Consider the following 25,820-nt stretch of genomic DNA (forward strand, 5'->3'; position numbering starts at 1 on the left):
TCTAGGCTACGTCCTTGGAATCTAACACCTTCACTTAACCTGTAAATTAATCTGTACACCCAGCCAAATTGAGCCATTGAGCACGTTCTTCCTTTTCTTTAAGCGATAAAAGACTAATTAGTGACGAAAAAAACAACACATCTTAGGTAAAAGATAAGAGTTGTTAAAATATATCGCTATAAGATTGACCTTTTGCTTTTCAATCGTCCTGCTTATGCCTTACAATCTTTTCGAACCAAATCCATTCATAACGAATGGGGTTGATGAATTAAGATGAACAATTTTGCTTCGAACCCAAAGTTGCGCACATTTCATCAGCGATGACATCGCCAAAAATGACTCTCAAGTGTTCATGTGCAAATGATTAACCACCTTTTGTTGCATGTTTTCTTAGCCATACAGGGCTCTTGTAACATAGTGCTCTTGTAACCAAATTTTGACTAAGTCGGAGCGTTTTGTTGTGTGCTTTAGATAAAGCACAACTGGTGAGAAATTAACGGATTGAATTTAGAGGTATTAACCGTGAACCTAAAACTTGTCGGCAGCTCCCTGATCGTTGCAGGTACTGCTCTTGGCGCTGGTATGCTTGCTATACCAATGGTGCTTGCTCAATTTGGCCTCCTTTGGGGCACTCTTCTTATGTTGTTCATCTGGGCTGGAACGACTTATGCTGCGCTGCTCCTTCTTGAAGCCAGTTGTAAAGTAGGTGGTGGTGTGAGCATGAATGCAATTGCTCGCGAAACGCTTGGTAAAGGAGGCCAGTTGGTAACCAACAGCTTGCTTTACGCCCTGTTAGTTTGTCTATTAATGGCTTACATCATTGGTGCGGGTGATCTCGTACAAAAAGTAACAGCCTCAATTGGGCTTCCAACATCTACGATCTCAAGCCAAGTCGGTTTTACTCTTTTAGTTGGTATCATTGTTTCGGCAGGTACAGGGGTAGTAGATAAGCTGAATCGCGGTTTGTTCCTAGGCATGATCGTAGCGCTGATCCTGACACTTTTTGCGCTTGCACCAAGCGTCTCGTTTGAAGGACTTGATGAGGTTGTGAGCGACGATAAAATGGCACTTATCAAAACCAGTTCGGTGCTTTTCACCAGTTTCGGTTTTATGGTCGTGATCCCATCGCTTGTAACTTACAACAAAGAAGCGAGTAAAACACAGCTGCGTAATATGATTATCGTGGGCTCAACTATTCCGCTTGTTTGTTACCTATTATGGTTGTTAGCGGTTGTCGGCAACCTACCACCTCATGAGCTTGTTCAATACTCCAACGTAACAGAGTTGATATCGGTACTAGGTCAGCAATACGAGGGCTTAGAGTTCATCCTATCCATGTTTACTGGTTTGGCACTACTAACGTCGTTCTTAGGTGTTGCAATGGCGCTATACGATCAAAATGCAGACCTACTGAAAGCAAGTAAGCCAGTGATTTTTGTTACTACTTTTGTGCTACCACTATTAGGTGCTGTATTTGCGCCAGAACACTTCCTAGCTATTCTCAGCTACGCGGGGATTATTCTTGTGTTTCTCGCGGTCTTTGTCCCATTATCAATGACCATGAAAGTGCGCCGAGTGCCGGTAAAAGATGACAATATTTATGAAGCTGGTGGCGGCGCAATGGGAATGAGCATGATCTTCCTATTCGGCTGTTTCTTGCTGTTTGCCCAAGCAGTATAAAATCACGCTAGCTTATTTAAAAACTGAGCCGCTCGTAGTCAAACGGGCGGCTTTTTTGTATTCATAGCCGAACCCAGGCCACTCAAAGTCATCAGCATTTGTGATGTTTGACGTTTCTCTGATAATCACGGTTAGCGCTGACTTTTTAGTAAAACTCCTTAGCGAAAGGCTGACATGTACAGTGATTCACCCTTCTATTATATCGATGTTGATATGAATAAGAGGCTCTGTTGTGTCAAAGCAATTATCTTTTGCCATGGTTGGCGTTATGTTGTCTTTAGGTGTGTTGAGTACAGAAGCGGTGGCTGACCCGAAGCATAAGCATCGACATCGGTACGATCACCATCATGCGCATCACCACCATCATAAACACAAGCGCAAGCACAAGCATAAACACAAACATCGTGACGTTATTTATGTGGAGACCCGACGACCAAGGCGCAGTTACTATTACCATGACCGAATTCCTCGGAATAGTACCTACATAAAGATTGGAGATTTCACTTATCTAAAAGTGGACGACCGCTATTATCGTCGTTCTAATGATCGCTATATCCATGTCGAGTTCAATTAAACTTGAAAGGACACATAGTCGGCGTTCTTGTAATGTTGAGCTTAAAAGCACCAACATGGCACACGTAACATCGACCAATACTAGGGTTGAGGGTTAAAAACAAAAACAGCGAGCCGATGCTCGCTGTTTTTGCTTAGATGAGTGTTAGACAGTAAATCTATTTAAGATTTGATCTTGTTTATGTACATCTTCTTGTTGCGCCTGCATCGCGTCGTTGGTTCGATTTGCCGATTCGGCGACTTGAGTCGATAGGTCTTTAATATTCACCGTATTGTTGTTGATCTCTTCAGCGACGAGGCTTTGCTCTTCCGCTGCTGAGGCAATTTGCAAGTTCATATCGGAAATACGCTGAATCGCATCACGAATGCGTTGTAACGCACTATTTGCTAAACCCGCTTTTTCAACGGCCTCTATAGCACTACCTTTGCTTTGATGCATGGCATTTGCCACAGATGAAGCGCCAGATTGTAGTTGCTCAATCATAGTACGAATCTCTGTTGTCGACTCTTGGGTACGTTGTGCCAGTGTACGTACTTCATCTGCAACAACGGCGAAGCCTCGGCCAGATTCTCCCGCACGTGCAGCCTCGATTGCGGCATTCAACGCGAGTAAGTTCGTTTGGTCCGCAATATCGTTGATGACTTTTAGAATCGTTTCGATATTGGCGGTAGCAGATTCCAACACTTGTACTTCTTCGACTGCAAGGTCAATGCTATCGGAAAGCATGTTTATCGTTTGTGTCGATTCACCAACGATAGAAGACCCCTCAACCGTTGCTTGGTCGGCTTCTTTGGCTGCACTTGCCGCACCTTGCGCATTATTAGCAACCTCTGTCGCGGTGACAGACATCTCATGCATCGCGGTAGCAAGTTGTTCTAGCTCTTGCAGCTGAGTGTGAATTGCGCCTGCCGAGTCTTTTGCGCCCTCAGCGGTGATTTGAGTTCCATTTAAAATTTGATCAGAAATACGTTTCGACTCAATGATTTGCTGTTGTAAGTTCTCCATGAACGTATTGAAGTTTGTGGCAAGCTCAGAAAACTCTTGGTCAGTATCTGTTTCGAGGCGTTGTGTAAGGTCGCCTTTCCCTGATGCTACATCTTTAATCGCATTGTTTAGCGTGTCCAAAGGACGCATGAGAGTGCGAATCAACAGAGTTAGGGCGATAATAGATGCAATCACGGCAATGATTGAATAAATAATAGCGTTGTTACGAAGCTCTCCTACGGCAGAATAGGCAACAGCTTCATCGATCACCGAACCTACGTACCAGTTCTCGCCAGGAATGTGAGTCAGGTTAACCATGTAGCGGTTGCCATCAATCTCAACATGTTGTGCTGATTGCGTAAGTTCGATTTGTGGGAGGTAGCTACCGACTTTCTCACCGTTGTATTTACTTTGAGGGTGAGCAATGGTTGTGCCATCAGCGGTGACCAAAAATAAGTAACCAGCATCAAACAGATTCACTTGGTTGACGAGATCAGAAAGGGTAGTTAATTCGAGGTCATAAAACATACCGGCTAAAAACTGGCCATTTTCTTTTACTGGCGTACCAACAGAGATGATAACGTTTTTCGAAGACGCATCGACGTACGGATCGGTTACGACCAAATCGCCTTTGCTCTTAGCTGCAATAAACCAAGGACGCTGACGTGGGTCGTAGTCTGGGCCCGCATCCCAGCCGTCGTCATTTTCAATCACAAAGCCATTACTTTCATAACCAAAACCGATGGCAAGGAAGCTGCTTTTTGGCGTGGGTCTTTCAAGTATGTTTTGAACATAGCTATGTGAACTGGGGTCAAGCTCAATCACTTCAGTAATGGAGCGAGCGAGATCCTTCTTTGCATTCATTTCTGATTGCACAGTGTTACCAACACTGGTCAATATCTCGTTTACACTTGAGTCGATTTGCTCCTGAGTTTGGGAGCGGATGGTCATAACTTGTTGTGTCGACAATAACGACACGGTAATTAGCAGCAAAAATGAAGAGGCTGTGACAACCTTATGTCTGAATTTCATGAGCTTTCCTCTGATTCTCCCGGTTGGTTCCACTTTGCTTTCGCCTCTTTTAAACCGAGCGAATTGGGCATAAAGAGAAACCTATTGTGTTTGGTTATATTTTTATCGACATCTTTGTCAAAAACATGAACTCATTTGTCGTCTTTTTTAACTAAATTTAAACAAAACGGTAGTTTACGTTAAAACTTGTGAGTGTGATCATGTTTGCGAGCTCGATTAATGAAATCGTCATAATGAAAAGAATTGCTTAACAAGTAGTGGCATCAACTGGCTTTGCAGGTGAGGTGATGAAAATTTTGTTGGTGCTGGCAGGTGTTTTGTTGAAGTTTTGTCTTTGTAAATTATGAGCTTTTTACTAAAAGCCTAATGTGAACGGAGTTTTGGGTATAAAAAAGGCCCCGACGATGCGGAGCCTTTGTTTATTGACGTCTCGATTTTAGAAAATAAGATGAGCAACGCCAGCAATCACAGGTAACGTGATTAACGTACGTAAAATGAAGATTACGAAGAGCTCTACAATGTTTACTGGAATTTTGCTGCCTAACAGTAGGGCACCTACTTCCGACATGTAGATAAGCTGAGTTACTGACATTGCCGCAATAACAAAACGTGTCATTTCGTTATCGATTGAGGCCGCTAAAATTGCTGGAATAAACATATCCGCAAAGCCAACAACGATTGTCTGTGATGCTGCAACAGCTTCAGGGACTTGCAGTAGCTCTAGGTATGGGATAAACGGTTGACCCAGAATTGCAAATACAGGCGTGTATTCTGCAATCACCAATGCAACGGTACCAAGACCCATCACTACAGGTAGTACGCCAAATACCATGTCGACTGCGTTGTGTACGCCTTCTTTAAATACAGACTGAACCGATGTGACTTGACCAGCTCGCTTAAGAGCTAGATCCATACCCCAAGAGAATGTGGTGTGGCCTTCTGGTACTGCATCTGCGTCTTTATCAGGGTTGCTGCCGTCAATGTAGCGATCTTTCTTCAGACTAAGCGGAGGCAGGCGAGGAATGATAATCGCAGCTACGATTCCAGCTAGACAGATAGCGCCGTAGAAAGGCAAAAATAAGTGCTCTAGTTTTACCTGAGCGATAACAACTAGGCTAAACGTGATCGATACTGCTGAGAAAGTGGTCCCGACAACAGCCGCTTCACGCTGAGTATAGAACTTATTTTCGTATTGCTTGCTGGTTAGCAAGATACCAACACTTCCGTCGCCTAACCAAGATGCCATACAGTCAATTGCACTGCGGCCAGGTAGGTTGAATACCGGACGCATTATTTTACTGAGTAACGCACCAAATAGCTCCAGAAGACCGAAGTTCAAAAGAAGCGGAAGCAGTAAACCCGCGAAAATGAAAACGGCAAACAGAGTAGGTAGGAGACCAGTAAGAACAAGCCCGCCAGTGTTCTCTTCCCAAATTGCTTTTGGACCCACTTGGAAGAACGTCATTAACACGGCAGCGCCGCCGATTAAACGAACAACGAGCCAAAGTGGAGATGGGTTGAAGAGACCGTTTAAAAAACCATTACGTAAAATTGCAGCTGGCTTAAAAATTTTGCAAAGAACAGAAGCAACGGCCATGAAAGCGATGATACTGGTGACGATAGCAATCAAGGTATCGCCTAACACCGCTGGGATGACTTTTGCCATCACGGCAACGGGAATGGTTAGGCCGCCATCGTAAGAGATCGGAGCCATAAAGAGTAGAAGACCAATTAGGGAAGGGATGAAAAACATCCAAAAGTTGCCCTTAGGAGCTTCAGTAGCATTAGTGGTGTTATGCATAGTTGTCTCGTGTTACTACTAGTCAATACTTGCCATTTCCATGACATAAATATTCACTAAACATCCGTATTTAATCACAGTTTTGCGGAGGGTACCCGCAAACTGCATCCATTGCAATACTATTCATTAAATACATCTAGTTATTCAGCCGATTTGTCGGGTAATTGGTCAAATAACGTCTAAGTGTATGCGAATATGTTGCTTGTGTTAGAAAATTGTAGCACGAGAGGCGAATTGCGCAGTGAATTATGGGGCGCATTGTGACTGGAATAATAAAATGGTAAACAAATGTGATTTTGATCTAACTAACTTCTTTGCCAGAAATTCAGTTAGCCTTATCTATTTTAAGGTTTTTAGTGGTGTCAAAATACCGTTCAGCGTTTCTTGTACCGTTGCAGTGTGAACCTATTGAGCCAAATCCGATTGAAGCATGTCGCTTCAATCGGATCGAAATTTTATGCTTTTTGTTGACGGCTAAGTATGTATAGGTAACTCCAGTAAATCAGAGCTGTAGAAAAAGCCAATATTGCTGGGAAAACCAGCGTATATAAACCATATACCGTAAATAGAGCCGCTCCCGCGACGCCGCCAAACAAAAAGCCAAAGAAAATGAATAGGAATAATTTTGCTTTACGTCGGTCAAATTGACGACCTCTCAAGCTCTCTCCAATCATAATCCCTAGATCGGTGATGATTCCGGTCATATGTGTGGTTCTGACTACTGCGCCGCTAAACGTGGTGATCATTGCGTTTTGTAATCCACATGCTGCTGATGCTAGATATTGGCCGTACAAATCCCCTTGCACCAAAAAGCCCAAGCTGAGTAAGAGCAAGCTTCCTTCTATGCACAGTGCAACACCATATCTTCGTCCTAGCTTTAACGCACTGCTTTCAATAAAAAAGCCGCTAAAGGCAGCGCCAATCAAAAAGCTAAATACGATGAAGAGCAGGTGAATGGAGCTATCCACACCTGTTAGCAAGCTGTTCCCTAGCTGAGTTACGGTTCCCGAAAGATGAGTTATCGCTTGGTGTTGAAAGCCGAGAAGACCAACGGCGTTGACGCAGCCCGCGAGAAGAGCTAGTAGAAACGCGCCATATTCCACCCAACGAGGAAGTCTGGAAATCACAATAAACCCCCACCAAATATTAGGAGCCGATTATAACGCTCACACCGAGTTACGAAACCCTTTACAGTAAAACTCGATTGATCATTCTCAAAAAAATCTCACTTATAGGGTGTTTGTCCGAGCCAAAGTAAATATGTGAACGTGGATTGCCCGCTAGCAGATGTGTTCCGTTGTGCATTCGAAACTCACCCACCCGTGTTTCATTTGTTCATAGACTGAAACGGTAGGTTGGTGGAACTCTTTATCGGTAAATAGACCGACGGGAATGATCATGATTTCTGGGTATGCAGCAACGAACAACCTCATTGTCGTGCCGCAGGATGGACAAAAGTCATACTGAACCTCACTGCCATCATCGCCAATTCGGGTATAGCTAGTGACTTCACCGTTTAAAGTGACGTGCTCTTTTTCAAAGCGAGCTTGTACCCCAAAAACACTGCCAGTTCGTTTTTGGCATTCGAAGCAATGGCAGACAGACGTGTGGGTGGGCTCTCCTTTACAACGGATCTCAACTAAACCGCAGGCGCACTCGCATGTATGAATGGTTTTTGTCATCGTGATTACCTATTTGTCCCAATACACCAATAGACCTAGAGCACAGAGCTTGTGTCACTAGCTCGTTATGAGCTCTGGACTTGAAACTATTTGGATATAATCAGTTTAGTTTAATTTTGAAACACTTGAAGAGGTGAAATCATTTGGGTATACAATGGTATACTCGCTTTTCGTTTATACCTTGAAACAAGGAAGCTTTCATGACTCACAAAAAAATCCTGCCGATACCACTTATTCTACTTATTCCAATCGTTTTATTAGTTGTGGTTGTGATCGCGGGTGTTTATCGTTTTAGTTTGTCTGATGACGAGATCATGGCTAAGTTTCCTCAAACAGAAGTAGAAACTAACGTTATTGTGCAAGAGACGCTTGGTATCACTGCACGTAATCCTTGGACGATCCAAGTCCCCGAGCAGGGTGCGGTCACTTTTCTTGATGAGTGGGATAAAGAAAACGGCTATTTGATAGGTGACTATGATGCAGGTGCGACGAAAGGTCAGGTACTTGTCCCAACTGCGTCGATTAGTCAGCGTGAGATTGAAGGTGTTTCATGGGTTGTTGCACCGATGATTGTAACGACACAAGGTAGCGGTTCGTTTAACTATGTTGGCTTGTTCAAGTTTGACCCCGTGCCGAGCCGAGTTGTACTTTTAGACAGTATTTTTGTTGGTGACCGCGTGAAATTTACTCAGCTCGAATGGAAAAGTGATACAACTATCACGCTTTCATATTTAGCGCACGGTGACGATCAAGCAATGGCAGACACGCCAAATCAATTCAATTCATCCACATTACAGCGTGTAGGGAATAACTTACATATGCAACAGTGATGAATTTTTTTTGAGTTCTGTAAAAATTCAGTATTTTCTGCGCTAGATCTCGAAATTTCCTAGTGATTTCTTATTCGGGAATGCATAAGCTATGAGCCTTGTTTGAAAGGAGATAGTAATTCCCGTGTCTACAAATGAAATTACAAGACGGTTGCCGAATCTGACAAGTCGTAGAGCGCTGCTGTTATACTCCTTGCCAGTTTTAGTTGCGATTGGTGTTTCTCACTCTCTCAAAGAGTCATCTTTAACCAAAACCATCGCATTGAACCTACCTGAATCTCAGGTCGTTGAAAAAATTCTTGATGCGACAACTGCCGAAGTTGTCACTCCCCCGAACTTCGAATATCAAATCCAAGCAGGTGACAACCTAAGCACTATTTTTAGTCAGCTCGGTTTCGGTTACAGCTCGTTAATGAAAGTAATGGAAACGGATTTGAACTACTTGGCACTTGATACACTTAAGCCGGGCAATACGCTCCGTTTCTGGCGTGATGATGCGACAGGCGAGTTAGCGAAAATGGAACTGCAATTTTCTATTGCAGATAAAGTGGTCTACAAGCTGAATAGTGATGGTAGCTATGACTTTACTGATATTTCCATTCCTGGCGTGTGGAGCCAAGAGCCTTTAGTTGGCGTTATTCAAGGCAGTTTTTCTTCTTCTGCGAGTCGTTTAGGTTTAACGTCGGCGGAAGTGAGTCAAGTCGTAAGCTTACTCAAAGAACAACTTAACTTTGGACGTGACCTTCGTGCAGGTGATCGATTTGAAGTTGTTCGTCGCTCACAAAGCATCAATGGTGTACCAACAGGTAAGAACGAAATTGAGGCGATTAAGATTTATAATCGCGGCCGCGAGATCACCGCTTACCTTCATACTGATGGTCAATTCTACAATGCCAAAGGTGAAAGCTTACAGCGCGCATTCCAGCGTTACCCTGTAAGTAGCCGTTGGCGTATCAGTTCTGGCTTCAACCCTAATCGTTTACATCCAGTAACGGGGCGTGTTGCGCCGCACAACGGCACTGACTTTGCTGTACCAACCGGTACACCAGTCGTTTCTACTGGTGATGGTACAGTGATCATGACTCGTAAACACCCCTATGCGGGTAACTACGTGGTTGTTGAGCACGGCAGCAAATACAAAACCCGTTACTTACACCTAAGTAAGATTTTGGTGAAGAAAGGGCAAAAGGTTTCTCGAGGCCAGCGTATCGGTCTTTCTGGTAAAACAGGTCGAGTGACTGGGCCACACCTTCACTATGAGTTGATTGAATACGGCCGTCCAGTTAACGCTATGCGAGCAAATATCCCAATGGCGAGTTCTGTTCCTAAGAAAGAGATGGCTACTTTTGTCGCGAACAGAGATGAAATGGATAGACTATTACGCGATAAAGAGAAAGCAGTGCTGTAATAAAGTACTTCGCTTAAAAAACAAAAAGAGACTAAGCATAGCTTGGTCTCTTTTACTTTGTGCATTAACTAGATTTGAATTCTATGACAGCAGTCTGTTCAGTACGTTAGGCACTCCGCACTTCACGTTCATTTATCAGGTGTACGATTTCTTCAACACTGTGTGGACGAGAGTAAAAATAACCTTGGATGTAGTGGCAGCCCATTTCAATTAACTTTTGTAGTGCTCTATCGTCTTCTACGCCTTCGGCAATCAAATCCACATCAAGCAGCTCTGCCAATTGCGCTATCAAAAACACTACTTGTTCAGAGGTTGTATTTGAGAGCATGTTCTGCACAAAGGTAGCATCGATTTTGATGCTATCAATTGGATAATTGTGTATATAGTTCAAGCTTGAGTATCCCGTACCAAAATCATCCAGTGCGACTTTAAAACCCAAGTATCGCAACGAGTTAAGTACCATCTGTTCACGGCCACTTTGTGAGAGTAAGACGGTCTCGGTGAGCTCTATAACAAAGTCTTTTGCTTCGTGCTGATACTTTTCAACCATGTTGGTTAAGTGATTAATATAACGGTTGGAATCAACCAGCTCATACGCTGAGCAATTGATGGAGAGTTTGACTTTATAGCCTAGGTTCGCTTCGAGTTCTTGCTTTGCGATACACGCGAGTTCAATAATCCGTTCACCTAACTCGATAATCAGGCCTGATTGTTCGGCAGCTTCAATGAACTCCGCTGGAGAGATATTTCCATAGATATTGCTATTCCAACGAGTCAAAATTTCAAAGTAATTCCAGCGGTCGCTCGTGATATCGACGATCGGTTGAACCACTACATACAACTCATCGCTGTCTTGTATATCAGTACTTAGCTGGATTCGCATTGCCTCAATAAGCTGCGTCCTACGGTGGTATAAAGCACTAAGGTGTGTGTCGTAATGCTGAATCCGTGTATCGCGGTGTTTTTTACAATCTTTGAGAGCGAGACTGGCATTCAAAATCAGCTCATCGCTGTTCAACATATGTACTGGGGCACGTGCAATACCAATACTAACGGTGAAAGAAATCCGGTTAGATTTGTCGCTGTAGCCGCTTTCAATTTTGTCGAGTACTTCCTGACACACGGCGACAGGATCTTCGTCGTACGTGATGAAGGCGAATTCATCTCCTGCAACACGGAACGCATTGTTTGGCGACGACAAGCTCTGTTGAATGGCGTTAGCTGTGAACTTAATGATTTGGTCGCCGATATAGTTTCCGTTGATATCATTGATCGATTTGAAATTATCGATATCAAGATACGCCAAACTGAATGGGCGAGTCGCCTGCTGCGTTAATGTCTCCAAGGTATCAGCTAAACAGCTACGGTTGAGCAGTCCAGTTAGGTTATCATGCGATACCTCATAGCTAAGCTGATTAAGAAGCTTATCTGAACGTTCACTGACCCACTTTTCACGTAAGCTATGAATAATGACATTGGCATAAAATCGGTGGAAGTCGAGGATATCTTGCGCTTCTTTCGCGTGGATGCTTCGGGTAAAGGTAGACAGTAAAATTCCCAGAACTTCGCCATTTTGTGTCTTCAATGGCAGGCCAATGTAAGCTTGAATGCCATCTTCTTGAAACATCTGATCTTCAGGAAAACGCTTGTATACCTGGTCTTGATAGAAAATATGTTCGCCAATGTCTTTCGCCACTTTTTCACAGGGGGTGCCTGAAAGGTGGTAGCTTAGGTTGTCTGTAATTTTTCCATTGCTGGCGAAGGAAATGGTATGAGCCGAATGCTGAAGATGCGCAACTTCTACAACGCAAGTGCAATGGCTCTGCAAGTGTTGATGAATATCTAGCGTGACTCGGTTTAGCTGAGCCGTGCCGTTTAGCTTCAATATCTCATCAATTTTGTGGAAACTGATTTGTACCTGACCCATTGAGCATTTCACCTAGCGTTGTTATTTACATATCGTGTAAGACACGACGAATTATTATTTGATATGCATCAAATAAACTATCGGTTACTAAGGCAGATTTTTCAAATTTTGTGAACGAACAAATCATTATTTTCATGTTTTTATGCTTGAACCTTTTAAAGCTATAGCGATAAAAACGCTAAGCTAGGCGCGCTTCTCCTCTTCTAATCGTGATTTGAGATAATCGAGGAATAGCTTAGTTCGGGTATGCTGATAATCCAGCTTTGGATAGTAGGCATATACAGTGGCTTTATCCGCTGTGATATCGGGCAGGATAGGGACTAACGCGCCGGATTTGAGATCATCTTTGATCATGACGTTGTTCGTCATCAAAATACCCATGCCTCTTTTGGCACCATGAAACAGCGCTTCTGGGTTGGTCGTGGCAAAGTTACCGGACAAGCTGATACGTTTGCCTCGATTTGTTTTGATTTCTCGTGAGGGTTTTTCTCCCCAAATCAGGACATTATGCTCTGTCAGATCCTCAACGCATTGTGGTGTGCCATATTTCTTTAGGTAACTAGGCGCGGCGTAAAACTGGGCTTTATGTTCGAAAAGTGCAGTAGCTTTGAAACTTAGAGAGTTCAGTTGCTCTAATTCCCGGCTAATAAACAGGTCTAAGCTTAGCTCTGGCAATTGACCTGGTAGCGTTGTTGTTAATTGAAGTGTGATGTCTGGATATTTATCAAGAAAATCATCAAGATAATGAACTAGAAATTTAGAACCAACGGCCAACGTTGCCCCAATTTTTAATAGCCCCGCTGGTGATTGGTTGACTGAGCGAGTTTCATCTAATACCGATTGCCATGAATCAAGCTGACTTTTTGCTCGTTGATAAAACAGAGCACCAGCTTCAGTTTGGCTAATTGAGCGGGTCGTACGTTTGAGTAGTTGAACGCCAATTTTATCTTCTAGCCATTGAACTCGCTTACTGATGGCTGAGCTGGTGGTATTGAGTTTCCGCGCTGCTGCATTAAAGCTACCTTCTTCGACCACACGAATATAACTCTTCACGCTTTGAATCCAGTCCATTGTATCTCCTTGGGAATTAATTCCTTTCCAACTTAGCTGATTATCATCTTTGAGTAACAAATATACACTGTTTGCCATCAATCTGTCACAAAGTAGGAGGAACGTTTGCGTAAAACACCATTGTTATTAGCGATGATGATCATTGCCACAGGCCAAGTTGGCGTCAGTATTTATCTTCCTTCTTTGCCATTGATTGGTCATGACTTGAATTTGCCGCAACATTCGATTCAGAATCTCGTCACGCTATTTCTCGTTGGCTTCGGTATCTCTCAGCTTTTTTACGGCCCATTGTCTGATGCGATTGGTCGTCGGCCGGTGTTTATTCTGGGGCAAAGTGTATATCTAGTTGGTACGGTTATTTGCATCGCGTTTTCGGACAACATTGTTGCCCTTGAAGCGGGACGGTTACTGCAAGGCCTAGGAGCGGGCAGCGCTTCGGTACTTGGTCGGTCAGTACTGCGTGATAGTTATGACGGTATGCAATTAACCAAAGCGCTATCTTATATTTCAGTCACTGCTTCAGTGATGCCAATTATTGCTCCGCTGTTTGGTGGCTGGATTGCTTTTCACCTGAGTTGGCATGCTGTCTTCGTGTTTGTGCTGATTTACTTAATGGCAATTTTTACACTTGGTTTGTTGGTGTTGCCAGAAACGCTGCCTTATCCGAAGAGAAAATTTAAAGTAGGCGAAGTAAGCGCGAACTATTTGCGTCTGTTAACGAATACACAAGTGATTGGTAGTGCGAGCTACAACTGGCTTAGTTATTTATCGGCTCTGGTTACGCTCTCCTTGTATCCATTTTTAATGCAACAAGAGTTAGGATTAACGGCGGCAGATTACGGCTCTTTAATGATCATACCATCAGTTGGTTTGCTGACGGGTAGCTTAGTGCTGAATTTGATCAACGCTCGTTACAAAGCTCAGCAAATCTTGCTGATGAGTTTCGCGATTGTTGCTATTGCTGGCTTCATGTTGTTGGTTACACCCTTCAGTGTATTTTCATTACTAGTGGCATTCACGTGTTTAAGTTTTGCTCAAGGAATGTCATTCCCGGTATCGATCAGTTTGCTACTTTCACCACATAAGCAACAGGCAGGCGCGGTTTCTGCGCTATCTGGTTCTATTCAAATGTGTTTAGCAGGTTTGTTTGGTGGGTACTTAGTAGACTCATGGGTTACGAATCAGCAGCAGCTTGGGGTGTTTTATTTGTTTATTGCGTTACTTTCTTGCTTTGTTCTTGTACTAAGCCAATTTCGTAAAGTGCCAGAAGGGACGGTTCAAGCAGAAACTTCCATCTGAATATACTTGCAACCAGAAGGTCGGCTTTCTAAAATGCGCAGCTAAATTAAGTCTGGCTTGTTGTGTATACTGAATGACTTGGTTTGAAAGGAAGAGGGCGAACCTTGATACTTCTCTCAAGCTTGGAATACATTTCTGCCCAATGGCTATCCGATCTCTAATCGTTAGGTGAAAGAATGCAACAAAACGAATTTGAAACACTGGTAAAAGAAATTACTCAGCAAGAAAGCATGCCAAAGGCACTTGAAATCTTGAAGGCGTGTGAGGAAGAAGAAGTTGCACAAGCGGCGCAATCCCTAACGGGTCAGTTTGGCCTTGCAGAAGTTGATGGTGAGAAACGTATTTACCATATTACCACTCAAGAAGATGAGTCCGGAGAAGAGCAAGAATACGTAGAGCACGTCATGAATGAAGGCGATCACTTGATCAAGTTTGCTGCGTGGTTCTTTGAAACATTCTTTGAAATCAAACAGAAAGATACGTACGTCGCAGCGGGTAAAACATACCAACAACCTAAGCGATAGACGCTCATTTCAAGAAATCCACGAAAATCAAACTGAAAGTTAATTACAAAATAAATGTGACTGGAGTCTTGTTTTTATCTAATTGCGGTGTAAAATTACAACATAGTTAAGTCAATACATTCAGGAGAAGGTCATGGGTAACGAACTTGGTGGTGCTTATATTGGCCAGATGATTGCAAAAGACGCGATGCACAAAGCGCTTTACGGTAAAGCGAAGAAGAAAAAAGCTTCTGTTTTTGCTCGTGTTATTAAAAAACTGGCGAAATAATTTAAAAAGCCCTGATTGAAAAATCAGGGCTTTTTGCTTTTCTCTGTTTTGTTGTTAGTAAGTAGCCAACATATTGCACAACATTGGCAAAACGCTACTCAAAGACTGATGACATTTAAATCTAGAATTACGCGGATTGGCTTGGTATCTCCACAACATTGTTAGGCACTTTATCTAGCCCCTTTGCTGATAACCACTTTTCTATATCGTCAGCGCCTCCAATATATTTTCCATCTAACCAGATTTGCGGCACTGTTACCGGTGTTTTTTCGCCAATGATGGCTTTTACTTCAGGAATCATGCGGTATAAGGCGGCGCTGTCTTTAACTACATCATGGTACTCATACTGAACGCCAGCCTCGTCAAGTAATTGTTTGGCTTTGACACAGTAAGGGCAAGTTGCTTTACCATAAACAATGTTGCCTTTTAGCTCATCGCGTTTTACCCACTCAGCAATAACAGATTGTACAAGCACACCCCGATTCAATGCTTCTCCTTGGCTGATAACTTTCCCTTCAACAAGAAGAATGGGTGCATGCCAAGCACCAGCTTTTAATGGTTCCCACCAGTGCGATAACCAATCTTTTACTTCAAGTTCAACGGGCACATCGGCTAGTTCGTTTTCAAAAGTATCCTTTAAAATATCCTTGGTTAATGTACATTCACCACAAGGAATATTGACTTTGAATGGGCCCCAACTACCAGCCCAGCGATACAGTGTAATTTTGATTGGTTGACTCATATGGGTTCCTCATTTCCTTTCCTGAAAATATAGAACTTTTAAATTAGATTTTTCTTTCAACTAACTTTGTCTTTTTCGCTTCCCAATGCGTAATAAACGCAATAGATGCAATAATAATCGCAGCACCTAACCATAAACGACCAGGTGGCACCCAACCAAACACCAACCAACCAGCAACAACATTCAAAGGCAGTTTGGCGTGATCAAATGGTTGCACAAATGAGGCGTCTGCTACTGCATATGCTTTAACGATAGCCCATTGAGCGAGTGCTGTAAGTGCACCTGCGGCTAAAAGCACACCCCATATCGTCCACGTATCTGGCATAGTAAACGTCGGTATCGCTAACAAGATATTAAATGGCGTTATCAGCAGTAACAAATAGACGACCATGGTTGAAGGCGGATCGTTTACCGACATTTTTTTAACCATTAATGAATACGCTGCCCAGAAAAATGCGGCGCCAACAGGGAGCAGGGTCGCCCATGTAAATGAGTCTGCCCAAGGCTCAAGAATGATCATGGCACCAACAAACCCCGTCAATGTAGCGAGCCAGCGTGCAGTACCTACTTTTTCTTTGAGTAACAAGCCAGAACCAACTGTGGCAAATAATGGAGAGGTCATGAGAAGTGCAATGCCTTGCCAAATTGGAACTGGGTAAGCGAGAGCCCATAACCAAAGTTGAATCCCGATAACAGAGAGAAAAATGCGGAATGCATGCCAGCCAAAGTGTTGGGTTCTTAAAGAACGTCTAATCCCAAGTGTACGTAGGTAGGGCAGAATAACAAATAAGGCGATTGCATATTGGAATAACGCAAATGTGGTGGAGGAGACACCAAAGTTGATGCTAGCAATTTGGGCGAAGCTGTTCACTATGGCGAATGCCAAGCCAGCTGTTAGCATCCAGGACGCACCTTGAACAGGATGATGATTCAATTGAAAAATTCCAGTTTGATAGAGGTGGCGGGATCATACGTCCTATTGTTTTTCGCGCCAATAAAAAAATGCCTCCCAGAGGGAGGCGACATTACCAATTCAAAGGACGTGCCTGTTATAACAGGTACAAAGAACGAGAAGCACAAACGCTGCCATGCATTTGCATAAATAATATTGCAGAACACGTGCCAACTTTTATATATTTGATTTTAAATGGTTTTTTGGTTTTTCTATGTTGTCGATTAGATGAAACGCACTAACTTAGTGAGCAATCGCATTAAAAGAGGGCAGAAGTAGGCATCGTTACGGTCGTTTTTCATTGCTGAGCGATGCTTCGATAGTGTGAAAACTTATCGAGTTGTGTTGGGTTACATAAAAAATGGCCAGCAAAGGTGCTGGCCAAGTGGACTCGCTCTTAGGACAAGAGTGAATTAGAAATCGTAACGTACGCCTAGGCGCAGTGTATCTTCGCCTTCTGTTACTAGACCTGTTGTTGCATCTTTTGCTTCATCAAGTTGGTTGATGTAGTAAGACAGGTAAGTACGGAAGTTGCTGTTTAGTTTGTAGTAACCAACAAGCTCGATACCTTCAACGGTGTCGTACTTTGAACCGTTGTCTGGATCATTCTCTTGAGCTGTGTATAGAGCTGCAAGTGTCACTTTGCTTGCTACTTTGTAGCTTGCGACTAGCTCGTAAGCCGTAAAGTCTTCAGAGTCAGTCAGGGAACCTTGAGAATAAGTACCTGCTAGGTAAAGGTTGTCCATCGAGTAAGCGATACCACCTAGAATTTGATCTTCAGAGTTATCTTTATCTACATCGCCACCAGAGTATGCAAGACCAAAGTCGAGGCCCATTGGTAGTGAGTACATTCCAGAGATGCCGTATTTATCTTCGTTATCGCTAGAGTTTGCTTGGTAGGTTGCTTGAAGTTGTAGTGCATCAAACGCACCACGGTATGCGAAAACGCTGTCTTGCTTATCAGAAGACGAATCAATAACTTGCTGAACACCAGAGAATTCAGTGATATCCGTCATGTCAGAGATGATGACGGCAGCCATGTCTTGACGACCTACAGAGAAAGCACCGATATCAGAGTCGACGCCTGCATACATGTAGCGGTTTTTGAATTCACTCTTGCCCGTTTTTTGTTCGGCTTCGTAAACACCGAAAGCAGAAAGGCCGTTGCCGATGTCTGTTTTACCTTTTAGGTTAAGACGAGCACGGCTTTTATCTTCCATGGAACCTTCAACTTCAGCACCGTCTGAACCGATGAAGTCACCACGAAACTCAACGCGGCCGCCAACTTTTAATTCAGTACCGTCGTTTTTGTATACAGTTGCTGCGAATGATGGTGCTGATACCAATGCTGTAAGAATTGCAGTAGTTAGTGCTGCCTTTTTCATTTTCTTATTACCCTAGTTGTAATCGATGGGCTTTCTTGCCCGATGTGTTGATGACGCTAAGGTAAAGGCTGAAAATGAAAGATAGATTTCTGTTAAGTTATGATTTGATTGCACTTTTATTGCTGGAAAGAATAAGTGCCCCTTCTCATACCACTTATAAAAAGAAAGGTTTATCTTTTTTGAGGTTTTTTCCTCTCCGTTAAAGACTGTGTTTTTTTCAAAAAGTTCCTGAATTGTTTCTTGACCCTAAATGTAAGTAAACATTTCAATTTGGCAGGGAAGTTTGGCCTAAAAATAGCGAATCATCAGCTATTTGTGAGCTAACTCTCTCTAAAGCATTTCTTATTGTAAGGTTTTTATTTCTCGATTTTTTGAAGGCTAAGTAAACGATTGCTTTTTAGGTTTTGTCTGAGATCTTTTCACTCGGTTGTCAGGAACTAATCAAATAAAGTGTCGGCAGTTGTTACACAAAGGTAAAACTAATCTGGTGGAAACGATGCCTCGGATAGCCTTTGTATTCCTCTCTTTGTTCATCATTTCGTTTTTACGAAAGTGAACCAAAGCCGGGTCTAAAACTGACTAACCAACTAATAAGTAATGGATTTAGAAATGAATAAAAAATTATTAGCAGCGGCAATCGCGGCAGCAACCTTCGGTACTCAAGCAGTTGCAGTGGAACTATATAATAACGATGGCACAACATTTTCGATGGGCGGCCACGTTTCTGTTAATTTAAATGGATCAGAGCAAGGTGACACGGATGTGGGTACTAACTCTCCTCGTATCAATATCTCTGCGACACAGGATTTGGGTAATGGCTTCACCGCAGACGCACGTGGTGAATGGGCGCTAAACTACTTAGACGGTGGTGAAGAGTCGTTTAAAACTCGTCTAGGTTACTTAGGTATAACGCATGAGGTTTATGGTCGTGCAGTAGGTGGTACGCAATGGTCACCTTACTACGATGTCGCAGGTATTGCAGATATGCCAATCGCGTTTGCCAACGACTTCATCTATGACGATCATGGAAACCTTGGCACTGGCCGTGCGGATAAAATGCTTTCTTACCGTAATGCCATCGAGCTGGGTGAAGCGGGTGTGATCAACTTTGGTCTTGGTTGGCAGGGTGCAAACGATGATTACACGCGCAACGATGCTGGAGTTATAACTGGCGGTGCTAAATACGATGACCGTGTGCAAGCTGCGCTTTCTTACTCAATCATGGGCGCTAAAATCGGTTACTCTTACAATGGCGGCGATTTCCAGCACCCTGCATATGCAGGTAAGCACACGGCGGAATCACACGTTGTATCAGCATCTTACGGTGCGTACGGCCAAGGCCTATTCCTTGCTGCGGTTTATGGTTCAAACGAAAACATGAACTTCAGTGCAAAAGGTGACCGTTTAGAAGAAAGTGATGCGTACGAGGCGATCATCGCATACGCTCTAGCAAACAGCCTAAACTTGAGTGTTAACTATGAGATGGTGGAAGGTAAAGAGTTTAAGAGCTCTAAAACAGAAACTGCTCGTGAAGAAATGGCACTACAAGCAGAATACAACTTCACGCCTAAATTTGTTGGTTACGCGGGTTACCAGTTTGACCTAAATGACGACAATGGTCGTGAAACTGATGACAAATGGGCGTTAGGTGCTCGTTACTACCTATAATAGGATTTAGCGAGAACTATTATTCAGCTCATTGATCTAAAGCCAGCCTCGTGCTGGCTTTTTTGTCTATTTGTTTTACAAATACTTTGCTGTTTCAATTAGGTGATACAAAACTCAAAACGGGGTGAATGTCTTATTTTTTACACTAGAGGTTGCTATTTAGTGTCGTTAAGTCAATAGGTTAGATTATGATGGGATTTTTGTTTTGCAGGGAAGAATGATGAGTGTTATTCAAGTTGAAGAAAAGAAAGTAGAAGTGGGTAAAGTGCTTTGTGTTGGACGAAATTACGTTGAACATATTCATGAGCTTAATAATGCAATGCCTGAGCAAATGGTTGTATTTAATAAACCCGCAACTTCCGTATCAACAACTCTGCGTTCATTCCATCAAGAGCCCCTTCATTATGAGGCTGAAATCTGCTTTTTGATCAAGGATGGACGTTATTCAGCGGTTGGTTTGGGATTGGATCTGACCAAGCGTGGTTTGCAATCCTCGCTTAAAAATCAGGGGTTGCCGTGGGAGCGAGCTAAGGCATTTGATGGCTCTGCTGTGTTTAGTCGGTTTGTCTCTTTGGATAACATTGATATCAATGATCTTAACCTTGAGCTCTTAATCAACTGTGTTCGTGTACAAAAAGGTCACGTTAACCAAATGCTCTATCCGCCGCTAACTATCCTGGATGAATTAACCAGTTACACAACACTTCAAGATGGTGATGTAGTGATGACCGGTACACCAAAGGGCGTTGGTGAGGTACATGAAGGTGACATCTTCCTTGGTCGATTAAAGTGTGGCGATGTCACCTTGTTGGAGATTGAGTGGTTGGCGGATTAAAGCCAAATTCGTAGAACGAGAAATACCACCATACTGATAACCGTCGTTAAAAGAACATTTTTAGTAAAATAAGCGATTAAAGCAGCCAGTACGGCAGCCAGTAAAAATGGGTTTTGCACATTGACGCTGAGCTCCCCATCGGGAATGAAAACGATAGGTGCCCAGATCGCAGTCAGTACTGCGGGGCTAGCGTAATTGAGTACTTTTTGAGTGCGCGTCCCTAATCGCAATGGCAGCTTGGGTTCTAAAAACAAGTAGCGGCTGGTGAAAACAAGTACCGTCATCAGTAAAATAGCCAACATGATCATTAGCGTTTCTCCTTTACTTGTTCCACAAAGTAACCAGTAAGCATGGCTAAAATGCTCGAAATCATCAAACTTCCCTCAATTTGATAATAGGTTAGGGCAACCGAGCTCACCAAAGCCACAAGAACACTCGCGAGCACCGCTGCATTTTTAATAGTCGGAACTACAATTGCGATAAAAGTTGCGGCCACAGCAAATTCCAAACCCATTTCGTTCAGTTCAGGGATTAGACTTCCCGCAATAATGCCCGTCAATGTCGCGACATTCCAAAACAGGTAAAAACTCAGACCAGCCCCAAGTGCATACCAGCGATTAAATTGTTTATCGGAATGGTGGCCTACAATCGCAAACAGCTCGTCAGTAAGTAAGAAGCCGAGTGATAATCGCCATTTTAGAGGGAGCGGTGCAATTTTACTGCGCATCGATACACTGTAGAGGAAGTGTCGAGAGGTGATAAAAAACGTTGTCAGTAACATGGTCACTAGACCTGCTCCCGTTTTAATCATTCCCATCGCGACGAGCTGTGCAGAACCTGCGAACAAAATGGCGGATAGTGCTTGTCCTTCCAAAGGGTGAAGCCCAGTATCAATTGCGAATGAGCCTGCGAGTAAGCCCCAAGGGAGCACTGCGATACTCAGAGGCATCATCGCAAGTGTACCTTGCCAAAATAGCGTGGCTTTTGATTCTTTTTGTAACGGCAAAGTGTGGTCCATAGTTTCTTCTTATTTATTCCTAAATCAGATTACCAAGATAGCTCGGTAGTCGCATAACGCCTTGTACAATATTGCTGCTTTAGCTGTGACGGACGTATTGGCCGGGAGTGACGCCCATGGCTTTTTTAAAGTGTCGATGCAGATGGCTTTGATCATGGAAGCCGCATTCTTGTGCCACGTCTGAAATTTTTTGTCCCATTTTTAGTAGCTTCTTCGCCATACGTAAACGTTGCTGAATTTGATAGGCATGAGGCGGAAAGCCAAATTGCTTTTGAAACTCTCTCAGCAGATGAAAAGGGCTTAATCCAGACAGTTTGGCGAGTTCTTCTAGTGAGACGTCCGTTTGTGGAAAGTCTTCCAAAAATTCTCTGACTAGCTGCACTTGTCGCTGAGCTCTGGTTGATTCTTTCAGTGGTGCCCGATGAGTGCTGTGTTTACTGGCTAGCTTAATCAACGTGCCGTAAACCAAAGTTTCTCTCAACAAACGGTTGTCTGATTTTTCTAGTGTTTCAAATACCAATCGTAACTGACTAGCCAGCTCAGGATCGTAAACCACAGGTTGAGGGAAATAGGGCAGAGCTACATTTGGTGAACCAAGCTCTTGTCCTAAAGTTTGAAACTGCTGAGGTACGGGGTACATTGCTTTGTATTCCCAGCCGCCTTCCGAGGCTGAATGTCCGTTGTGTACTTCATCTGCATTAACAAGGATGATGCTGTCCTGTGGCGCGATATGATTCCCGCCCGTCCTAAAAAATTGTTGTGCCCCTTTTTCGATGACACCAATAGTGTAACCTTCGTGGCTATGGCGTGAAAAATTCTGCTTCTCATACTTTGCATCGAGAAGTTCTAAACCGCCGAGCTCTTGAGCTATCTTGAAGGTAGCGATTTCCTTATTCTTTTCTTTCATCTTTATCCGGTCTGCTCAAGAAAATCATTTTAGAAGTGTAACGGATCCATCGTGCTTATTTTTGTACAAAATTGCTATTCGATTTTGATAAACAGGCGAATTGATTGCTATTTTTCAGCTGGGCAAACTATGATTTTTATTTTTTGATTTATCTTGGCTATTTTGGGCTGGATGATGTTATTTTGTTGGTATAACATTCGCCGCCTTGTTGTAGAAAAGCGGTTCCATCATGATTGATTTATCTGTACTTCCTGTTTATCTCACCGCAGTAGTGGCTTTGTTGCTGTTACCAGGGCCCGATATGTTGCTGATAGCGAGTTCTAGTATGAGTTACGGTAAGAAGGTCGGTCTTTTTGCTAGCTTAGGCAATGCGACGTCTGGTGTTATTCTTACTTTGCTTGCTGCGATGGGCGTATCTACCCTGATTGCCATGAGCCCAATAGCCCTTAAAGTCCTTCATCTACTAGGTGGCGCTTACTTGTTAAAAATGGGTTGGGACTGCTTACGAGCTGAGGCATCTTCGGCTCCAGAGCTTGATGGTCAAAACAAAATGGCATCAACTTATTATCAACGTGCTTTGATGAGTAATTTGCTCAACCCTAAAGCCTTGGTCTTTTTTGTGATGTTTTTGCCGCAGTTTGTCTCAAGCAATATCACGGCATCTTCTGGTGAGCAGATGCTAGCGCTAGGGTTATTGTTGAACGTTCTTGGCTTGTCATTCAATTTATTACTTGTTGGGTTAGCAGGCACATTGGGCAAAGGGCTGCTCGAGAACGAAAAATTCCGCACGTATCAACATAAACTAATGGGGTTAGTGTTTGTTATTCTGGCGTTGTGGATGCTGAGTAGTTTCGCCTTGTAAAGTTATCATATTCCATCAGAAAGCCAGCAATTGCTGGCTTTTTGTTTTAGGATATTGGTGTTTCCTAAGGAGAGGGTATATGAAGCTTGAATTTTGTTTAAATCCAGATCAAACAGACCTTGATTTTGTTCGTGAAGGTATTCGATCTTATAACCGACTGCATTTACCTGAAGGGGAAGTGCATGCTATAGGCTGTTTCGCAAAAGATGAGAATGGCAAGATCATGGGTGGCTTGACTGGCGAAATGTTTAAAAATACGGTGTTTGTTGAGTTTTTGTGGGTAGACGCTGAAAGTCGAACCTCTGGTCTCGGTAGTCAATTAATGTCGATGCTAGAACAAAAAGTAAAGCCTCATGGGGTTACCCATGTTTATTTGGATACCTACAGCTTTCAAGCTCTTGAGTTCTATCTCAAATTGGGTTTTGAGAAAGTGGGGCAGTACTCAGGCTATCCTGCAGAGGGCATCCACAAGTACTTTCTACAAAAGGAAATTGTAGGCTAGGGAAAGCACGGGTTAGCTTGACTTGTTCTAGTGAAAATCAAAAAAGAGGCGCGAATTTGCGCCTCTTGTTGTATCAAATATCTATGTTTCTCTTTGACTTACAAACTTTGCTGGTGCGCGTCGATAAGTTCGTTCATCTTCGCTTCTGCTGCTTGCTGTGCTTGTTCATAGCTCATATCCGCAGGGAAGAGGTTGATGACTTCGTAGTAACATTTTAGTTTTGGCTCAGTACCAGAAGGACGAACAATCACGCGAGATTGATCTTCTAGGTGATAAATCAATACGTCACTTGCTGGTAAGTCAATGGATTCTTCAGAGCCGTCGTCAAACATGCGAACCGATATTTTAAGATCTTCGGTTACTGCAACTTTTTTACCAGCAATCTCTGTTGGTGGATTGGCTCGGAGTTTGTCGCCGATTGGTGGAGAGTTCGGGTCGAGAGCGATGCTGCGTTGTGCGTTGAAGTAGAAACCGTGCTCGCGGTACAGCTCTTCCAGTTTATCCCACAGTGTTTTGCCTTGCGCTTTAAGCTTGCCTGTTAGCTGTGAAAACGCGACGATTGCAGATAAACCATCTTTATCCCACACCTTGTTACCCACGGTATAACCGAGCGCTTCCTCATAAGCAAACAAGAATGGGTTGGTTTCTGTCTCTTGTTCCATGGCAACGTTAGTAAGCCATTTAAAGCCAGTTAATGTTTGATAGTATTGTGCGCCATGCGCCTTAGCGATGCTGCTCAGCATTCTTGAGGATACGATGGTGTTGCCAACCAAAGCGTTAGGTTGCTGTTCCAGCAAGTAATCGCCAAACAGTGAGCCCACCTGATCACCTGTTAGCATTTGATACTCGCCATCTGGGCGTTTAACTGCCACGGCAAAACGGTCCGCATCTGGATCGTTCGCGCAAGCGATATCGGCATCTACGGACTTACCTAATGCCATCACCATATCCATTGCACCGGCTTCTTCAGGGTTTGGGAAGTTGACGGTTGGGAAGCTTCCATCAGGTTCGCGCTGTTCCTTAACACTTGCCACTTTTTGGAAGCCTGCGTCGGCAAGTAGCGTTTCCGCCATATTCGCGCCAACGCCATGCATTGCGGTGTAAGCAATAGATATATCGGTATTGTTGTCAGGAGTAAGCAGCGCGTTTTCATTCATTGTCTTACGGTAAGTTTGGTAGTAGTCGTCTTCCAACCAAACTAACAAACCGTGCTGTTTTGCATCATCGAGAGACATTAAAGGTAATGGCTTCGTTGTTGCGTCATCAATTTTCGCTGCGATTCCAGAGTCGTGCGGAGGAATAATCTGTGCGCCATTTTCCCAATATACTTTAAAGCCATTGTATTCTGGTGGATTGTGGCTGGCAGTAACAACAACAGCGGCCGCAGCATTCAATGTACGGACACCAAACGCAACAATTGGGGTTGCTGCAACGTCATACGTTAGGTAAACCTTGATACCAAGGGCCGTCAGTACGGAGGCGGTATCATGCGCGAATTGTTTTGAATCGGGACGACCGTCGTAGCCAATAACGACACCACGACTCGCGGCATCTTTGACTTGCTCAAGCAAATAGTTCCCTAAACCAGTGGCGGTCTCTTGAATCACCAAGCGGTTCATTCGGTTTGGACCTGCGCCCACTTTGCCACGTAAGCCTGCAGTACCAAAGGCAAGGCGTGAGCCAAAGCGATCAGTAAGTTCTTGTTCATTGTTCGTATCGACGAGGTGTTGTAGCTCTTCACGAGTCTTAGGATCAGGGTCTCGTTCTAGCCATTGCGTAATTAGTGCTGTCATATCAGTCATTCCTTAGTAGGGGGAGCCTACTTTCTTGGACACTTCGTTTGGTAAGTATCTCAATGTTTTCTTTTAA

The 25,820-nt window shown here is 43.5% G+C and carries 24 protein-coding genes; 11 read left to right on the top strand and 13 right to left on the bottom strand.

The window, feature by feature from the left end:
- Nucleotides 1-522 precede the first annotated feature (522 nt).
- Together R7R78_RS05850 and R7R78_RS05855 are read left to right on the top strand one after the other, a co-directional pair.
- Entirely contained in the window at nucleotides 523-1,680 is a 1,158-nt protein-coding gene (locus R7R78_RS05850; protein WP_213867825.1) for an amino acid permease, read from the top strand.
- Between the two features lie 232 nt (nucleotides 1,681-1,912).
- Complete coding sequence (locus R7R78_RS05855) at nucleotides 1,913-2,254, top strand: hypothetical protein (protein ID WP_213871208.1); 342 nt, start codon at nucleotides 1,913-1,915, stop codon at nucleotides 2,252-2,254.
- 144 nt (nucleotides 2,255-2,398) lie between these two features.
- On the opposite strand, the gene R7R78_RS05860 is transcribed toward R7R78_RS05855, so the two are convergent.
- The 4 genes from R7R78_RS05860 to R7R78_RS05875 all read right to left on the bottom strand — a co-directional run bounded on the left by R7R78_RS05860 (nucleotide 2,399) and on the right by R7R78_RS05875 (nucleotide 7,753).
- Nucleotides 2,399-4,270 carry a methyl-accepting chemotaxis protein gene (locus tag R7R78_RS05860; protein WP_017821611.1) on the bottom strand — a complete coding sequence of 624 codons (1,872 nt, stop codon included), beginning with the start codon at nucleotides 4,268-4,270 and terminating at the stop codon, nucleotides 2,399-2,401.
- Nucleotides 4,271-4,706: 436 nt separating this feature from the next.
- On the bottom strand, nucleotides 4,707-6,071 hold the full coding sequence (locus tag R7R78_RS05865; RefSeq protein ID WP_017635848.1) for a YjiH family protein: 1,365 nt from the start codon (nucleotides 6,069-6,071) through the stop codon (nucleotides 4,707-4,709).
- A 455-nt stretch (nucleotides 6,072-6,526) separates the two neighbouring features.
- On the bottom strand, nucleotides 6,527-7,198 hold the full coding sequence (locus R7R78_RS05870; protein WP_005375484.1) for a YoaK family protein: 672 nt from the start codon (nucleotides 7,196-7,198) through the stop codon (nucleotides 6,527-6,529).
- 153 nt (nucleotides 7,199-7,351) lie between these two features.
- Nucleotides 7,352-7,753 (bottom strand): GFA family protein, encoded by a 402-nt coding sequence (locus tag R7R78_RS05875; protein WP_025768472.1) that lies wholly within the window; start codon nucleotides 7,751-7,753, stop codon nucleotides 7,352-7,354.
- Nucleotides 7,754-7,953: 200 nt separating this feature from the next.
- Here R7R78_RS05875 and R7R78_RS05880 point away from each other — a divergent pair, with 200 nt between their 5' ends.
- A complete protein-coding gene (locus R7R78_RS05880) occupies nucleotides 7,954-8,583 on the top strand; it encodes a hypothetical protein (protein WP_017635850.1) in 630 nt (209 codons plus the stop codon).
- Between the two features lie 124 nt (nucleotides 8,584-8,707).
- Nucleotides 8,708-9,991 (top strand): peptidoglycan DD-metalloendopeptidase family protein, encoded by a 1,284-nt coding sequence (locus R7R78_RS05885; RefSeq protein ID WP_025768471.1) that lies wholly within the window; start codon nucleotides 8,708-8,710, stop codon nucleotides 9,989-9,991.
- A gap of 106 nt (nucleotides 9,992-10,097) precedes the next feature.
- On the opposite strand, the gene R7R78_RS05890 is transcribed toward R7R78_RS05885, so the two are convergent.
- A complete protein-coding gene (locus R7R78_RS05890) occupies nucleotides 10,098-11,918 on the bottom strand; it encodes a putative bifunctional diguanylate cyclase/phosphodiesterase (RefSeq protein ID WP_005375494.1) in 1,821 nt (606 codons plus the stop codon).
- A gap of 183 nt (nucleotides 11,919-12,101) precedes the next feature.
- The gene (locus R7R78_RS05895; RefSeq protein ID WP_025768470.1) at nucleotides 12,102-12,989 is read right to left on the bottom strand and encodes a LysR family transcriptional regulator; all 888 of its coding nucleotides are present in this window, start codon (nucleotides 12,987-12,989) and stop codon (nucleotides 12,102-12,104) included.
- Nucleotides 12,990-13,094: 105 nt separating this feature from the next.
- On the opposite strand from R7R78_RS05895, the gene R7R78_RS05900 reads away from it, so the two are divergent.
- From R7R78_RS05900 to R7R78_RS05910, 3 genes are all read left to right on the top strand, one after another.
- Nucleotides 13,095-14,288: a multidrug effflux MFS transporter gene (locus R7R78_RS05900; RefSeq protein ID WP_031780949.1), complete on the top strand. Its 1,194-nt coding sequence runs from the start codon at nucleotides 13,095-13,097 to the stop codon at nucleotides 14,286-14,288.
- Between the two features lie 176 nt (nucleotides 14,289-14,464).
- Entirely contained in the window at nucleotides 14,465-14,812 is a 348-nt protein-coding gene (locus tag R7R78_RS05905) for a hypothetical protein (RefSeq protein WP_005375501.1), read from the top strand.
- A gap of 133 nt (nucleotides 14,813-14,945) precedes the next feature.
- Nucleotides 14,946-15,080, top strand: coding sequence for a hypothetical protein (locus R7R78_RS05910; RefSeq protein WP_017635854.1), 135 nt, complete (start codon nucleotides 14,946-14,948; stop codon nucleotides 15,078-15,080).
- Between the two features lie 127 nt (nucleotides 15,081-15,207).
- Here R7R78_RS05910 and R7R78_RS05915 read toward each other — a convergent pair whose 3' ends face one another.
- The 3 genes from R7R78_RS05915 to R7R78_RS05925 form a co-directional block, all read right to left on the bottom strand.
- Nucleotides 15,208-15,822 (bottom strand): glutaredoxin domain-containing protein, encoded by a 615-nt coding sequence (locus tag R7R78_RS05915; RefSeq protein ID WP_136976481.1) that lies wholly within the window; start codon nucleotides 15,820-15,822, stop codon nucleotides 15,208-15,210.
- 43 nt (nucleotides 15,823-15,865) lie between these two features.
- Nucleotides 15,866-16,723, bottom strand: a complete 858-nt coding sequence (locus R7R78_RS05920) for a DMT family transporter (RefSeq protein WP_005375542.1) — start codon at nucleotides 16,721-16,723, stop codon at nucleotides 15,866-15,868.
- Nucleotides 16,724-17,187: 464 nt separating this feature from the next.
- Nucleotides 17,188-18,159 (bottom strand): porin, encoded by a 972-nt coding sequence (locus R7R78_RS05925; RefSeq protein ID WP_005375535.1) that lies wholly within the window; start codon nucleotides 18,157-18,159, stop codon nucleotides 17,188-17,190.
- A gap of 609 nt (nucleotides 18,160-18,768) precedes the next feature.
- Here R7R78_RS05925 and R7R78_RS05930 point away from each other — a divergent pair.
- Together R7R78_RS05930 and R7R78_RS05935 are read left to right on the top strand one after the other, a co-directional pair.
- Nucleotides 18,769-19,827 carry a porin gene (locus tag R7R78_RS05930; protein ID WP_042521502.1) on the top strand — a complete coding sequence of 353 codons (1,059 nt, stop codon included), beginning with the start codon at nucleotides 18,769-18,771 and terminating at the stop codon, nucleotides 19,825-19,827.
- Nucleotides 19,828-20,047: 220 nt separating this feature from the next.
- Nucleotides 20,048-20,662 (top strand): fumarylacetoacetate hydrolase family protein, encoded by a 615-nt coding sequence (locus R7R78_RS05935; protein ID WP_017635857.1) that lies wholly within the window; start codon nucleotides 20,048-20,050, stop codon nucleotides 20,660-20,662.
- Here R7R78_RS05935 and R7R78_RS05940 read toward each other — a convergent pair.
- The 3 genes from R7R78_RS05940 to R7R78_RS05950 form a co-directional block, all read right to left on the bottom strand.
- The gene (locus R7R78_RS05940) at nucleotides 20,659-20,970 is read right to left on the bottom strand and encodes an AzlD domain-containing protein (protein WP_005385193.1); all 312 of its coding nucleotides are present in this window, start codon (nucleotides 20,968-20,970) and stop codon (nucleotides 20,659-20,661) included. The genes R7R78_RS05935 and R7R78_RS05940 overlap by 4 nt on opposite strands.
- Entirely contained in the window at nucleotides 20,970-21,680 is a 711-nt protein-coding gene (locus tag R7R78_RS05945; RefSeq protein ID WP_054578691.1) for an AzlC family ABC transporter permease, read from the bottom strand. The genes R7R78_RS05940 and R7R78_RS05945 overlap by 1 nt, the downstream gene beginning before the upstream one ends.
- Before the next feature lie 79 nt (nucleotides 21,681-21,759).
- On the bottom strand, nucleotides 21,760-22,587 hold the full coding sequence (locus tag R7R78_RS05950) for an AraC family transcriptional regulator (protein WP_005385198.1): 828 nt from the start codon (nucleotides 22,585-22,587) through the stop codon (nucleotides 21,760-21,762).
- Nucleotides 22,588-22,816: 229 nt separating this feature from the next.
- Between R7R78_RS05950 and R7R78_RS05955 the strand changes: the two genes are divergently transcribed.
- Entirely contained in the window at nucleotides 22,817-23,449 is a 633-nt protein-coding gene (locus tag R7R78_RS05955) for a LysE family translocator (RefSeq protein WP_005375522.1), read from the top strand.
- 79 nt (nucleotides 23,450-23,528) lie between these two features.
- Nucleotides 23,529-23,951: a GNAT family N-acetyltransferase gene (locus tag R7R78_RS05960; RefSeq protein ID WP_054701313.1), complete on the top strand. Its 423-nt coding sequence runs from the start codon at nucleotides 23,529-23,531 to the stop codon at nucleotides 23,949-23,951.
- Nucleotides 23,952-24,049: 98 nt separating this feature from the next.
- Here R7R78_RS05960 and R7R78_RS05965 read toward each other — a convergent pair whose 3' ends face one another.
- Nucleotides 24,050-25,744, bottom strand: coding sequence for a phospho-sugar mutase (locus R7R78_RS05965; RefSeq protein WP_225473274.1), 1,695 nt, complete (start codon nucleotides 25,742-25,744; stop codon nucleotides 24,050-24,052).
- Nucleotides 25,745-25,820: the final 76 nt, after the last annotated feature.

Source organism: Vibrio sp. 2134-1 (assembly GCF_033339495.1).